At 53.3% G+C, this 14,710-nt stretch carries 11 protein-coding genes; 7 read left to right on the forward strand and 4 right to left on the reverse strand.

The features are described from left to right. Positions 1 to 243: 243 nt before the first annotated feature. Positions 244 to 1,350 carry a glycosyltransferase family 4 protein gene (locus IE073_RS07825; protein ID WP_189583925.1) on the reverse strand — a complete coding sequence of 369 codons (1,107 nt, stop codon included), beginning with the start codon at positions 1,348 to 1,350 and terminating at the stop codon, positions 244 to 246. A 29-nt stretch (positions 1,351 to 1,379) separates the two neighbouring features. Between IE073_RS07825 and IE073_RS07830 the strand changes: the two genes are divergently transcribed. The 6 genes from IE073_RS07830 (at position 1,380) to IE073_RS07850 (ending at position 7,875) form a co-directional block, all read left to right on the forward strand. Then, complete coding sequence (locus IE073_RS07830) at positions 1,380 to 2,132, forward strand: alpha/beta hydrolase (RefSeq protein ID WP_189583928.1); 753 nt, start codon at positions 1,380 to 1,382, stop codon at positions 2,130 to 2,132. Then, positions 2,129 to 2,566, forward strand: a complete 438-nt coding sequence (locus IE073_RS14140; protein WP_233349920.1) for a hypothetical protein — start codon at positions 2,129 to 2,131, stop codon at positions 2,564 to 2,566. Before IE073_RS07830 ends, IE073_RS14140 begins: the two co-directional genes overlap by 4 nt. A 38-nt stretch (positions 2,567 to 2,604) precedes the next feature. Continuing rightward, positions 2,605 to 3,507, forward strand: a complete 903-nt coding sequence (gene prmC / locus IE073_RS07835) for a peptide chain release factor N(5)-glutamine methyltransferase (protein ID WP_189583931.1) — start codon at positions 2,605 to 2,607, stop codon at positions 3,505 to 3,507. A gap of 193 nt (positions 3,508 to 3,700) precedes the next feature. After that, complete coding sequence (locus IE073_RS07840; RefSeq protein WP_189583934.1) at positions 3,701 to 4,378, forward strand: DUF4167 domain-containing protein; 678 nt, start codon at positions 3,701 to 3,703, stop codon at positions 4,376 to 4,378. 118 nt (positions 4,379 to 4,496) lie between these two features. Further along, positions 4,497 to 7,073 (forward strand): ATP-dependent chaperone ClpB, encoded by a 2,577-nt coding sequence (gene clpB, locus IE073_RS07845; protein ID WP_189583936.1) that lies wholly within the window; start codon positions 4,497 to 4,499, stop codon positions 7,071 to 7,073. Positions 7,074 to 7,128: 55 nt separating this feature from the next. Then, the gene (locus tag IE073_RS07850) at positions 7,129 to 7,875 is read left to right on the forward strand and encodes a class I SAM-dependent methyltransferase (protein ID WP_189583939.1); all 747 of its coding nucleotides are present in this window, start codon (positions 7,129 to 7,131) and stop codon (positions 7,873 to 7,875) included. A 59-nt stretch (positions 7,876 to 7,934) separates the two neighbouring features. Here IE073_RS07850 and IE073_RS07855 read toward each other — a convergent pair whose 3' ends face one another. Together IE073_RS07855 and IE073_RS07860 are read right to left on the reverse strand one after the other, a co-directional pair. Continuing rightward, on the reverse strand, positions 7,935 to 8,729 hold the full coding sequence (locus tag IE073_RS07855; protein ID WP_189583942.1) for a DUF4282 domain-containing protein: 795 nt from the start codon (positions 8,727 to 8,729) through the stop codon (positions 7,935 to 7,937). Between the two features lie 101 nt (positions 8,730 to 8,830). Next, a complete protein-coding gene (locus tag IE073_RS07860) occupies positions 8,831 to 10,264 on the reverse strand; it encodes a M23 family metallopeptidase (RefSeq protein WP_189583945.1) in 1,434 nt (477 codons plus the stop codon). Positions 10,265 to 10,566: 302 nt separating this feature from the next. On the opposite strand from IE073_RS07860, the gene IE073_RS07865 reads away from it, so the two are divergent. Beyond that, a complete protein-coding gene (locus tag IE073_RS07865) occupies positions 10,567 to 13,701 on the forward strand; it encodes an intermembrane phospholipid transport protein YdbH family protein (protein ID WP_189583948.1) in 3,135 nt (1,044 codons plus the stop codon). Here IE073_RS07865 and IE073_RS07870 read toward each other — a convergent pair. After that, entirely contained in the window at positions 13,698 to 14,384 is a 687-nt protein-coding gene (locus IE073_RS07870; protein ID WP_233349923.1) for an MBL fold metallo-hydrolase, read from the reverse strand. The two genes, IE073_RS07865 and IE073_RS07870, sit on opposite strands and share 4 nt — an antisense overlap. Positions 14,385 to 14,710 lie beyond the last annotated feature (326 nt).

The following is a 14,710-nucleotide window of genomic DNA, read 5'->3' on the forward strand; positions in this document are numbered from 1 at the left end:
TCTTTTTTCTCCATCGGCCAAAATGAGTAGGACATTATCGGCGGTAATGTCACGATTTACGCGTGGGCCTTTGATTTTTTTGGCGGGTTGGGCCGAGAGGGGTCTTCTAGCGATTGGAGTGCTCCTAAGTAATTCAATCCGTGTTTTTACAGTGACCGCATATGGCGGTTTTATGGACCATATACAAGGGAAACCCCCCGAATTGGTAAAGGTTTCGCACGAAATTCGGTCCTACGCCTTGAATTACACTCCGTGTTGGAAACTCCCATAGACGCGCAAAAGCGCAGATTGCAGCGCCGCTTTCGAAAACTGCTCTGAAATACGTTCCCGCGCCAGTGACGGACCCGTCAGCTGATCCACGCGGCCAATGGCTTTCGCCAAGGACAGGGCGTTGCCCGGAGGACAGCGCCAGCCCGTGACACCCTGAACGACAACCTCAACGGCGCCGCCATGATCGCTCGCGATAACGGGACGGCCCATAGCTTGGGCTTCGGCGGCGGTGCGTCCAAATGCTTCGGGGTCGGTCGACGGGCAAATGACAATATCTGACGCAAGATAGGCCGTCGCGACATCCGTATCATGTCCTGGTAAATGCACGCGGTCTGCAACATTATGCGTTTGGGCAAGGTCGTTCAGCTCTGCAACATAGCTATCACGGCCCTGCGCATCGCCCAAAAGCACAAGATGATAATTTGGCCCTAAATGCGCCAGTGCCTCTATCGCGACGCGCTGCCCTTTCCAGCTCGTCAATCGCCCCGGCAATAAAATGAGCGTTGCGTCGTCAGCTACGCCCCAGCTCTGACGACGGGCTTTTGCGGTTTCTGGCGGAATTCGCGCTGGGTCAAAGATCGCCATGTCGACGCCGCGCGGAATGACCACGATCCGGTTGGGGTCTGTGCCATGTTCCCGAATAATGTGTTCGCCCGTGAAATTAGAATTGGCGATGACAATATCGCCTTTGGCCATCACCGAATTATATCCGCGTTTCAGCGCAGATTTAGCATTATAAATCCCGTGATAGGTCGTCACGAAGGGCACCCTCTCCGCGCGCGCGGCAAACATAGCGGGCCAAGCTGGCGCACGAGAGCGTGCGTGGACAATATCAATTTTATAGTCTGCAATGAGGCGGCGAATGCCCGCAATGCGCCACGGCACAGTCAGAATATTCTTCGAGCCAATATCTGCGGTGTGATGAGTTCCGCCCAGCGCCACTAACTCAGGGACCAGTCTCCCCCCATTGGAAAGCACATGCGCGCCATGGCCCGCCGCAACCAAAGCCTCGACGGCTTCTAAAGCCGTCCGTTCGACACCTCCGGCATTGAGCTCCGGCAAAATTTGCAGCACATTCATGGACGCTCCTTAAACCAATCGGAATCAAAATGCCCGACTTTCTGAAAACATCTGACGGCCATTATATCGCATATGAGAAAACTGACGGGCATGGCGCCTTGGCAGACGCGCCCACCCTTATTTGGTGTGGCGGCCTAAAGTCAGATATGGAAGGCGGTAAAGCCACGCACCTACACACGTGGGCGCAGGCGCGCGGGCGAGCCTTCATTCGCTTTGATTATTTCGGACATGGGCAAAGCAGCGGTGATTTCATCGACGGCACAATGACACGCTGGGCTGCTGACATTGGTCGGGTTCGGGATAGATTGACGACCGGTCCTGTAATTTTGATCGGCTCCTCTATGGGGGGATGGGCTGCGCTGCTGACTGCAATTGCAAATACACCGCGCACCGCAGGCCTTGTTTTGATTAATCCCGCGCCTGATTTTACAGAAAAGCTAACGGTTGCTGGCTGGTCCGAAGCCCAGATCAAAGCGCTTGAAAATGACGGGGTTGTGTATGAGCCCTCGGGCTATGACGAACCTTACGCCTATTCCAAGGCGTTAATCGAAGACGGGCGAGCGCGGCAGATTTTGGACATGCCCATTCCCGTGACATGCCCTGTTCGGATTTTGCAAGGCTATGAAGATACAGTCGTCCCTTGGACCCATTCGAAACGTCTCATCGATATGCTGACATCGAAAGACGTGACCTACACCCTCGTCGCAGGCGGCGATCATAGCCTGTCGCGCGAAAGCGACCTGCGCCTGATTGAGACCGCGATTGAAAGCCTGTCCGTGTGAGCAACCCCGCAATCTTTGCCCCTTTTGGGTTCTTGGTGGGATTTCCGCTTCTTTGGATCGCGGCCTGTTTCCTATTGTCTCGATTGAGTGGGTGGGCCTCACTCGCGACAGAGTATGGCACAGACGCAAAGCCGGTAGGGGAGCGTTACGGGTCACAGTCAATGGGTTTAGGTTTCTCACGTTTTTCCATGGTGAGTTACAGCTCCGTGGTGAACAGCTATGTTTCAGAGACCCATCTTTATTTAGTGCCAAAGTTCTTTTTTAGAGTCGGCCATCGACCTCTCAATATTCCGCTGAAGGATATTAAGTCAGGCCCAGGCCGTGTTTTGTTTTGTGACGTCACAAATATAGAATTTCGAAATGCCGAGGCCGTGAAAGGTAGATTTTTTGGCGTCCTTGGAGAAAACCTTATGAAAGTTACGTCCAGACTCTGACCTTTGCAAATCCTGCAAAGCTGCCCTATCTCACGCTTATGGTAATTCCCCTCGATCAACGCCCGCGCTCTGGCCCCTATTCCGGCTTGAATGCGCGATCTGCGAAACGGTTTTTGACGCAGGCTTTTGAGGAGGCCGGCTTGGATTTTGCGGAAGATGACGCTCGAGAGATTGTGGAATCAGCGACGGGTCTAGACCGGACCGCCATGATGCTACGCGGGACGGAGTTCCTGACGCCTGAGGTGTTTGAGACGATCAAACAATTAATGGAACGTCGCCTAGCAGGCGAACCCGTTGATCATATTTTGGGCTGGCGTGAGTTTTACGGGCGTCGGTTCCAAATTTCAAAAGCTGTTTTATCCCCCCGCGCAGATACAGAAACCCTCATTCGCGGGGCTCTTGCGCGATTAAACCCGCATGTGCCTCACGCGTTAATTGATTTGGGCACAGGGAGTGGCGCGATTGGTTTAACGCTCTTGGCCGAGTTAGAAATGACAACTTTATTGGCGACCGACCTCTCCCCTGACGCCTTGGCCGTCGCCAAAGCGAATGCCAAAACCCTGAACGTGGAAAATCGCGTAAGTTTCGTACAGGGGCCTTGGTGGGACGCTGTGCCAAATGCGGCGCGGTTTGATATGATCTTGTCCAATCCGCCCTATATCACAAATGCCGCGATGAAAGGCTTAGAGCCAGAAGTTCTCGGCTTTGATCCTGATCTGGCGCTACGTGGGGGTCCAGATGGGTTGGACGCCTATCGTGCCATTATAGACGGCGCAAAAGCCCGTTTGAAACCTGACGGCTGGTTAGGTTTTGAAATTGGGTTTGATCAAGCCGCATCCCTGAGCAATTTGCTGCGCGCAGACGGATGGAGCCAGATCTCTGTCGATCGTGACTTGGGTGGAAATGATCGCGCGGTCTGGGCTCAAGGCTCCCCCGCCTGAGCTGATTAAACTGGAAGTCGGGTCAAAAAATCGCTTTTCATGTGGCCTTGGCTTTGCTACGCGAAATTAGCAGCGCAGAGCGTTCGACCCCTAAACCACCCGAACACCGCTGAAAATAACTGACAGACAAGGGCCAATGCACACCGACGTGCTCTACATGCCTAGTCGAATGTCGCCCCTTTGAGGAAATCCGATGAAGCGTCAACGCGGCCGTAATCGTAATAACAACAATAAAAATCGTAATACTAACCACAATAATCATAACCGGTCTTTGGATAGCCAAGGCCCAGATGTGAAAGTTCGCGGTACAGCATCAACGATTTACGAAAAATATACAACGCTGGCACGTGATGCGAAAATGAGCGGTCATCGCGTTAAAGCCGAAAACCTATTGCAGCATGCCGAACATTATCTGCGTCTGATGAATGTTCAAGAAGCCGCCAAGCGCGAAGCCCAAGAGTTGCGCGACAAGCAGGAAGCTGAACGCGCCGCGAAACGCGCTGAAAACGGCGAAGATGACAGCGAAAATAGCCGGGATAACAACAGAGACGGGCAACGCGATACGCGCCGCAATAATAACCGCAACACCCGCAATACGCGCGACGACAATCGCCAAGCCGACACAGATGCGCCTGCTGAACTCGAAGTGGTCACGCCGCAAACCGACGCGCCCGAAGAGGAGGCTGTAAAAGCCAAAGCCCCCCGTAAAGCGGCCCCGCGCAAGCCCGCACCCAAAAAAGTAAAAGCCCCCAAGGCAGACGCCGATGAAACAGCGTCAGATGACGCCGTTTCCGAGGAAAAGCCAAAGCGCCGCCGCAAGGCCCCTGCGCGTAAAAAAGCGGATGTTGAGACGATCGAAGCTGCGGAGTAAACTTCGGCCTAGAATAGAATCTAAGTTCTGTCTTGAACATCAGGACTTAATTCCTATCTCGGAATAGATACACGGCGGCCAAACGCGGCGCGCTGAAATTTTATTCTCGAGGTGAGTCATGGACATCCAAGCCTACACACAACGCTCACGCAGCGTTATTCAATCGGCACAAACTGAAGCCGTCACGCGCGACCATCAACAATTGACGCCCGCGCATATTATGAGCGCGTTAATTCACGAAGATGGCGGCCTTCCCCGTAATCTTTTACAAATGGCGGGGGCTTCGCCCGATGCTGTTGACACAGCGGTTGCGCACGCCCTGAACAAATTACCCCGCGTCGAAGGCGGGTCAGGATTATCCCTGTCTAAAGCCGCAACCAAAGTTTTTGCGGTTGCGGAAAAATCAGCCAAAGATGCGGGCGATGCCTTTGTCACACTCGAGCGCCTATTGTTCGCTACGGTCACGCAGGCAGATAAAGACCTGCGCGAGGCGCTCTCCACATCTGGCGTTGACGCGACCCGCTTAGGTGAAGCGATTAAATCTGTTCGCTCTGAAGACCCCGTCACATCAGACTCGGCCGAAGATCAATATGAGGCCCTGTCTAAATATGCCCGCGACCTAACCGAAGCGGCGCGAAATGGGAAACTCGATCCTGTTATTGGCCGAGACGAAGAAATTCGTCGTACGCTGCAAGTCCTTTCACGCCGCTCAAAAAACAACCCGCTCCTCATTGGGGAACCGGGCGTCGGTAAGACTGCTATTGCCGAAGGGCTAGCGGTGCGTATCGTCTCTGGCGACGTGCCTGAGAGCATGCGTAATAAGCGGCTCTTGGCGCTCGACATGGGCTCCCTCATCGCTGGCGCAAAATATCGCGGTGAGTTCGAAGAGCGGTTGAAATCGGTTTTGAAAGAAGTCGAAAAAGCCGATGGGCAGATCATTCTATTCATTGATGAAATCCATACACTCGTCGGCGCAGGTAAAGGCGACGGGGCTATGGATGCCGCGAACCTGTTGAAACCTGCGTTGGCGCGCGGCGAGCTTCATTGTATCGGCGCAACGACGCTGGATGAATATCGCAAACATTTAGAAAAAGATGCGGCGCTCGCCCGTCGTTTCCTGACCGTGTTTATCTCCGAACCCACTGTGGAAGATACGGTTTCGATCCTGCGAGGCCTGAAAGAAAAATACGAAGTCCATCACGGCATTCGCATTTCTGACGCGGCGATTGTCGCGGCGGCGCAACTATCTCATCGCTATATTACAGATCGGTTCCTGCCAGATAAAGCCATCGACCTGATGGATGAAGCAGCGTCACGCTTGCGCATGCAGGTCGACAGTAAGCCCGAAGCACTCGACGAAATTGACCGCCGGATTGTGCAGTTGCGTATCGAAGTTGAGGCCCTGAAAAAGGAAACAGATTCTGCGTCGAAAGATCGTCTGGAGAAACGTCAAGCCGAGATCGATGATCTGCAATCACAGTCCGATGAGATGAGCGCAACCTGGCAGGCCGAAAAAGCCAAATTGGCATCGTCAACGGATGTCAAAGAAGCGTTGGAGCACGCGCGGTTTGAACTGTCTGATGCTGTACGTCGCGGGGATTATGAAACCGCAGGGCGTTTGCAGCATGAAGACATTCCGGCGCTAGAAACTCAGATGGCAGAGTTAGAAAACCAATCTGACGACGCCATGGCGAGCGAAACGGTCACATCCGAAACCATTGCGGGCATCGTCGCCAAATGGACAGGCGTGCCTGTTGAGAAAATGCTGGAAGGTGAGCGTGAAAAGCTGCTGGATATGGAAAAAGTTTTGGCGGCACGTGTGGTCGGACAGGACCGCGCTGTGTCCGCTGTCTCGGATGCCGTGCGCCGTGCGCGGGCTGGCCTGCGGGATCCGCAACGTCCCATCGGCAGCTTTATGTTCCTCGGCCCCACAGGTGTAGGTAAGACAGAACTGACAAAGGCACTGGCCAACTTTATGTTTGATGATGACCAAGCGATCACGCGTTTGGACATGTCGGAATATATGGAAAAACATTCCGTCTCTCGCATGATCGGCGCGCCTCCCGGCTATGTCGGATATGACGAAGGTGGAGCCCTGACCGAGGCGGTGCGACGTCGACCCTATCAGGTCGTGTTGTTCGATGAAGTTGAGAAAGCCCATCCAGACGTCTTCAACGTTCTGCTGCAAGTCTTGGACGATGGTCGCTTGACCGATGGACAAGGCCGCACGGTTGATTTCCGGAATACGCTGATCATCATGACGTCAAACATCGGGGCCCAACATTTGTTGAACCTCGCTGATGGCGATAATGTTCAGGGGGCGAAAGTCGGTGTCATGGCCGAAGTGAATGCCCATTTCCGTCCGGAGTTCTTGAACCGTATCGATGAAATCCTTCTGTTCGAACGCCTTAAGCCCGAGCATATGGGTGCGATTGTGGACATCCAGATGAAGCGCTTACAAGGCTGGTTAAAAGATAAATCCATTACAGTGAACCTCTCCGAGGCCGCCCGCAAACATTTGGGTGACGCAGGTTATGATCCAAGTTTCGGCGCGCGCCCTCTCAAGCGCGTAATCCAGAAACAAGTCCAAGATGAGCTGGCTCGCGAGCTCCTCGCTGGGCAGATTAATGATGGCGACGCGGTAAATGTGGACGCAGTGGGTGGACGCATAAAGCTCGACGTCGTTTCGGGATAGCGGCTAACCCTTCTTAACACTTGGGGTAAGCGCCGCTCTGCGGTAGCTTACCCCTATGTCTAATGCTGAAACCTTTGGCCGACAAGCCGCCACCTATGCCAAAGGACGACCCTCCTACCCGCCCGAATTATTTGATTGGATTGCCGCGCAGGTGCCAAGCCACGCGCTCGCTTTAGATGTCGGAACAGGTTCAGGACAAGCCGCTGTCGCCCTTGCTGGTCATTTCGATCAGGTCGTCGCAACTGATTTATCGGCGGCTCAAATTGCGGCGGCGCCCCAACATCCTCGGATTTCCTATCACGCGTCACCCGCCGGTCAGTCAACACTCGCGGATGCAACGACAGATGTGGTGACAGTCGCGACAGCTCTGCATTGGTTTGCCGCCCCTGAATTTTGGGCAGAAGTGAGACGCGTGACGAGAGCGGGGGGCTTATTTTGCGCTTGGACCTATCACAGGGCTGAGGTCGATGCCGGCATGGAGGCACATTTACTCTCGCCCATTCTCGATCTGATCGACCCTTATTGGGCGGAAGGCAATCGGTTGAGTTGGCGCGGATATGACCCTGTTGAATTACAAATGCCATTTACGCCCGTGGTTATGCCAGAGTTTGCCTGCGAACTCTCTTGGAGCGCCGAAGATTTTGCAGACCATATTGAAAGTTGGTCTGCCCACTTCCGCGCGAGAGAAGATGGGCATGCAGCGGCCCTTTCGGATATTCGGAAAACGGCGCTGAACATTTTGGGCAATGACGTCAGGAAAGTCCGGTTGCCATTAAACACTTTGGGCGCGCGTATCTCTTGACAGCGCAAATGAAAAACCCGAGCGCGTGGCCCGGGTTAATCAATGTATTTAGAACAGACCTACTTTGCCTTTGGTCCAGGCTTCTTTCGGGGCGTACCGTCTTTTTTCAGAAGGTTCCCATCGGCATCACGCGGCGCTTTTGATCCGGGTTTCGGACCGCGTTTCTGTGGCGCGGCTTTCGTTCGGGGTGTCGGCGTTTTCTTGGCTGGCGTCGACTTAGAAGCCGTTGTGTTTTTCGAACCCGCGGGACGGCCACGCTTTTTCGGTGCCGCAACGGGTTCTAGGATTTTGACAGGTGTTGGCTCGGCATCGGGTCGAGGCGTGCTGCCTTTTCCCATCACACTTTCGGTTTTGTGTTTGGCTGACTCTGAGAGGTCTTCGGCCTTATGGCGGACGGAGGCACTTGCTGATTTGGCTTTCTCCTGAACCGTATCACTCATCTCGCCGACATTCTCGCGCAGGCTCTTGGTCGCGCCGCTGGCTTTTTCGCTGACGGTTTTGGTCGCTTCACGTGTGCGGGCGGCCGCGATCTCTGCGGCTTTACGGGCTTCGCCCATCGGATCATAATCCGCGAGCTCTGACTTGCCTTTATCTGGCGAAAGATTGTCATTGATGCGGAAAATCGCAACCATCAGCTCCGCAATAATCCGAATTGTGATGATGCCAAGAAACAGTGACGCAAAGAAGTTCACGACTGAGACAGCTGCTGCAAGAATATCGAGGCTTAAAGAGTCCAAGGCCTCAGCAAAAAAGGCCAAGCCAAATACAATTAAGGCCAGCAGGAAAAATGGCGGGACGAGTTTTTCTTTGAATAATTTATCAAAGGAAAAGAAGAAGTTGAAAAAATTTTTCATGATACGACCTAATTGATGGTTCAATTAGGCCTAAGTCTAAACAATTAACGAATGACCCGCAAGTGGGCTGTCGGCCGCTCAACCGGCTCGGACTCTTTTATCTATTCCGGCAGAGCTTCTGCGGACAGAGTCGCGCCAATTTGGGGTTGCGGCGTGATAATTTCTGACCGTCCCCGCAGATCATCAATTTCCGCACGACGTTTATCAAAAGCGGGACGCTGGCTGCTGGCCAAGGGTTTACCCGAAAGTTGTGACAAACGACGCGGATTGATTTTCTTACCGTTATGAATGACTTCATAATGCAAATGCGGCCCAGTCGAGCGGCCCGTCGTGCCGACATATCCAATGACTTGGTCCTGTTTAACATAGGCGCCAGATTTCACACCGCGCGCAAAACCTTTCAGATGGGCATAGGCCGTTTTATATCCATCTGTGTGACGGATGCGGATATAATTCCCAAAGCTACCATAGCGATTGGCGCGTTCAACGGTGCCTGAACCCGCAGCCAAAATTGGCGTGCCACGTGGCGCAGCGAAATCAACGCCGGTGTGCATTTTGCGATAACCCAAGATCGGGTGACGTCGGCTGCCATATGTCGATGAGAGGCGCGCACCATTTACAGGTGTCGCGCGCAATTTACGCTTGGCTGTTTTGCCAGCAGCGTCGTAAAAATTCTCGCGTCCTTTTTGGTCTTCAAACAGCCAATATTCGGATGTTTTTCCGCGCGGGGAGAAGGAGGTGTAGAGCAGGTCGCCCGCTTTGACGATTTGCCCTTTTTGGTCACGCGCGACCTCAAAGAACATTTCAAATGCGTCACCGGGTTGAATATCGCGTTGGAAGTCGACGGAATATTCGTAAATATTGGCAAATTGGACAACGACCTTATCAGGTGCGCCCAAACGGGTTGCATCGACATAGAGTGAGTTTTCAACAGTCGCCTTCACGCCAATCGTTTCATATTTGAATTCGGCGGCCACTTTCCGCGCACTGTATGACTCACCATCTTCGGTGATGCTGGTGCGATCCACAAACACTGTGGTTTCGACATTTGGTTTGAATGTCAGGTGGTCGAGCGAGCCTTCTGCAAAATAAAGATCGAAACTTTGGCCGGCCCGCAGGTTTCTCGGCGGGAACACGTCGCCAAACGCTTGCGTGACGCGGTAGGCTTGCTGTCCTGTAAGTCCGTTACGTTGCAAAAGCGGGCCCAGGTTATCGCCTGATTTTAGCGTCACAGTCTTGACAGTGGTCTTGGGTGTGAAAGCCTCATCCAAGCCCATATCAAACCGGCTGATATCCAGCGTTGGTTCCACGACAAGGGCCGAATCCGAAGGAATATTGACCGTCGCCTCAGTCCGGTCAGGCAAGGCGACCAAGCCGATCGCACCCACTGTTGCCGCGGCGACCAGAAACCGAAAATGGTTCTCGCGCGGGATAACAGTATGACGCAGGCGCGCAAAGGCGCTGGCGCGAATTTTTAGACCGTCGACAAACACACCCGATGGCGCAGACGATTTATTCAAATTTGGGTCAGTCATATTTCATAGCCCGGGGCGCGCGTGTGTCGAAAGAGTATCAAGTGTTCCCACCTTGCCCTAATCTTCCCTAAATCAGGGTTAACGATATCTTGCTCTCCGTGTAAACTGACCAATTTTTAACGGTTGGTTTTGTTGGTCTTACAAGAGAACCTCATCTATGCATTAGGGTAGGAGGTCGGGCCATTTCTGCGCAAGATATAAATACAGATGCGCCAAAGGCCTCACCGGTTTCACGGGCGTCCGCGAAAACGCGCAAACGGCGTTGGTACCTTCGTTGGTGGGCGTGGTGTCTTTGGGCCTTATTGCTTATTTTGCTAGCCGTGGCCTGTGTGGCTGGCTGGGCTTGGACGCAGCGCTACAGCTTGATGGAAGATTTGGTGATTGAGACTTTAGCGGAGTCTGGCTTTGAGGCGAAGCTGGACATTACCTCCGTTACCAGCACCGACGCCACGATCCGCAATATTCGTTTAAACCGTGATGGGAAAGAGGTTCTACGCGCGTCTGAACTGCGCGCGAAATATGTTTGGCCTGATATTCGCGATGGGGTTTTAGAACGTTTAGAACTTGAGGAACTGACATTACAGCTCACACTCGGGGAGGATTGGAAGCCCTCCGACGCGTGGCTAGTCAAACTTCTAGACGACGCGCAGAATACAGACGGGGCGAAAGACGCGCCGTCCCGCTTCCCCAAAAATGGGGTGCAAGTCAGCAATGGAACCTTGGCCTTAAATTCACCTTTGGGGGAGGCCACACTTTATATCGACGCGACGGTCCCTGCCGCAGACCAGTTTGATGCAGAAATCACGCTCGCCCCTTCGGCTTTATCTTATGGCGGTTTTCGGGCCGAAGGCGCGGGGTTTGCCACGTTAAACCGCAACGGGCCGACTTTTACCATAGAAGGCCAGACGCAAACGGCTGTTCTCTCAAACGCAGATATTCAAATCGAAGATGCCACCTTGCGCTTGAACGGAACGGCCAATTTGGACGAGCTGACCTATCGCGGGGAAATTGCGATTAATGGCGATAAGATCGCAAGCACCCTTTTCGCGGCAGATGCTGTGGATCTAACATGGGACGGGGACATTTCGCGGAACCCGGGTTTAACCGCCACAGGGCAGTGGAACCTCACAACAAAAGCTGCGCGGACACCCCGACCTGCACGTGCAGATGAGCTAGCCGAAACACTGTCGCTTGCAACTGCTCTGCGCGTTGTCCCGGTGACAGAACATTATGCGCCCACTTTGGTTAAAACGGTTAGAGAATTTCTCGTCGGCTCTGATCTCGCGGGAACAGGTCAACTTACCTACGGGCCCTCAGGATTTACCGTTACAACGGACACGCCTGTGAGTGTGACAACCCCGCGAAACCGCCTGACATTAACACCACGGGCCGAAACGCCACTCTATATTTTCGATCGAGCCGAACAGAAAATTACTGTCGGATTAGACGCGGGGTTCACCCGACCGGCCTCCCTAAAGTTGACGAATATCCAATTAGAGGCCAGCTCACCAAATGGAATTAAACTGGACGGCATAAGTCAATTTTCAACGCGCCTTAGCACGACAGAAAATTGGCGCGTGACCGGCGTAAATCAACGGCCTGTAAGACTGGGCCCAATCCGTGCGGAGCTAAATTATCGGGGCGCTGAGTCCCCGAGACGGCTGGCGATTAATACAAACCTAAGTTTCGACGGGGGATTACCCGGCGGATATGTTGAAGACTTGGCTCTGCGCGGGCGTCTGGATGTGGCCCTGCATGAAAACCGTCAAGTGATTGACTTTACGCCAAATCCAAACGCTCGCGTTACATTTGCGCGCATGGAGACACCAACCGCTTGGATCATTGAGGATGCAGAGTTTTCATTGCCTGCGACACGGTCGCTTTTTGTTAAACGGCCGGATGTCGGTCTGCTGAATGCGCGTCTGGGACAAGCGGAATTCACATTCACCCAGCCGGAAACCCAGACATCGAGCGCTCAGCGACTTGAACTTCAAGCCGAAGCCCTTTCCCTTGAAGGGTCAATCTTCGGTGCAGGGCGGCAGAATTGGGACGCCATAATTACCAATGCGACGTATCAAAGTGAAACCTTACCCGCAGCTGGGACAAAAGCGGCGGCGGCCAGCGCGCATCTGACGGCAAAAATCATGCCCGATGTGCCGGTCGAGTTGACCTTGGACAGCCCGAACATTTCGGCCCAAACGCCGCTGGTCAACATCATGAATATGACCGTTGATCTTACCGGCACACCTTTGGTCTATGAGGTGGCGCATCGCAATGGCAGTATCAAGCTCATCGGAACGGAATTTGCCGAGACGGCCAAGGCGGCAGGTTTGGTTCAATTCCCCGCAGATGGAGTTGTGAATTTTGCCGACGGTCGTTTTACAGGTCAGACAAATTTGCGCATTGCAAAAGCCAATGATGCAAAGGTCATTGTTGATTACGCCTATCAAAATGGTGTTGGTGAAGCCGCTATCCTGATCCCATCGGTTAATTTCACGAATAATGGACTGCAGCCGCAAGCCCTTTTCCCTTCACTCCGAGGTAAAATTGCGAGCGTCGAAGGTGAAGCCCAAGCCCGGTTAAAAATCGGGTTTGCTGATGGCGCTTTGACCCATTCCAGCGGAGTGGTGGATGTATTGGACATTAATTTAGGCACTGCACCCGGCCCGATCGAGGGTTTAAATACCTCTGTGACATTTAGCTCCCTCCTGCCGATGGAGACAGACGGACCCCAGACCCTGACCATGAGACGCTTTAACCCAGGCCTGGAGTTGGAGGATGGCACCGTGACCTACCGACTTCTGCCCACGGGCGTAGGTGTTGATTTTGCAGAATGGCCGATTGGAAACGGCGCCTTGTCACTGGATCCTTTCACATGGCTTTATGCGGCTGAAGAAAACCGCGTGACCATGCGGGTCAAAGACGTGTCCTTAGGGGATTTCCTAAAAAACATTGGCGACAGTAAAATTGAGGCGACGGGTACGGTCGTTGGAACCTTCCCGATTATCATTCGGGGGGTCGAAGTCTTGGTTGATGGCGGACGGCTGTCTGTTCCAGAGGGCGGCGTCTTACGCGTTGATCCGGGTCCAAGCGTCCCTATTTACAGTCAAGATGAAGCTATCGCCGTTCTGCGTGAAAAGCGCGCCAGTGAATATGCGAACCTTGCACGCGATGCCCTACGAGAATTTCGGTATCGCGAACTCAGCGCGGCCATTGATGGCCCGTTAGATGGAGAGCTGGAAATCGGACTGAATTTCGATGGCGCAAATGATCGCGTTTTAAATGCGCAACCTTTCCGGTTTGATATTTCAGTCGCTGGCGAACTGTTTAATATCGCGCGGAGCTTTAATTCCAACGCCCAAGTGAAGTCGGAGATTTTACGGCAAAACGGCGCACTGCCCCAAGGTATTCTCGTCGATGGCGAGGCTATTCCTTAGCCAGGACCGGACCTATTTTGTCCCGTATGTCCGATGACATCATCGGCAACGAAAGCATTGTCCTTACGTTCTCCGCCAAAGGTTCCCATCGGACCATGTCCTGGGACAAACCGCATCTCATTGCCAAGGGGCCAGAGCTTTCCAGTAATGGAGTTCAGCAAATCTTGATGATTGCTTTTCGGAAAATCTGTGCGGCCAATCGACCCTCGGAAAAGAACGTCTCCGACAAAGGCGATTTTCATATCTTGATTTGCAATAACGACATGGCCGGGCGTGTGGCCAGGCGTGTGTAGCACTTGGAATTTTACACCGGATAATTCTAATTCATCGCCGTCTTCCAAATAGCGATCGGGCACCACAGAGCGGCCCATGCCGGGATGGCCATATTTTGACCAATGCGCACCAATCTCATCCATCCAAAATTGATCATCTTTATGCGGACCAATGACCTCAACACCTAAGGTCTCACGCAACTCATCCGCACCACCCGCATGATCCAAGTGACCATGTGTCAGCCACATCGCCTTGAGAGTGATACCCATTTCATCAAGGGTTTCTTTTAGGCGGGTCGCTTCTCCGCCCGGATCAATTAAGACGCCCTCTTTTGTATCTACATCATAGAGCAGGGAACAATTCTGCTGGAACGGTGTGACAGGAATAAGTTTGAGGTCGAGACGGGCCATGGCTCCCATCTGTGGTGGATACGGCTCAGGGTCAAGAGGGATGGACGCCGCAGACGCGGAGCTGGCGGTTCAATTGTGACAATTGTTTCATTGCCGCGTCATAATCATGTCATGAGCTAGCGACTATACACGAGTATACCTTGTGTTTCCCTCCCCTCGGATCACATGTGTAACTGGGCCACACGCGATGGGCGCCACTTCCCCCCCTTGAAGGCGCTTCCCGTGTGTGGCCTATTTTTTCTGGAAAGTCTGTGAAAGCGGGAATGAGACACGTCTAAGAGATATAACCTTTTTGTCATGATCTGGAAAAGGTCCCGACAGGTTCA

Source organism: Litorimonas cladophorae, assembly GCF_014652455.1.
Classification (GTDB): Bacteria; Pseudomonadota; Alphaproteobacteria; order Caulobacterales; family Maricaulaceae; genus Litorimonas; species Litorimonas cladophorae.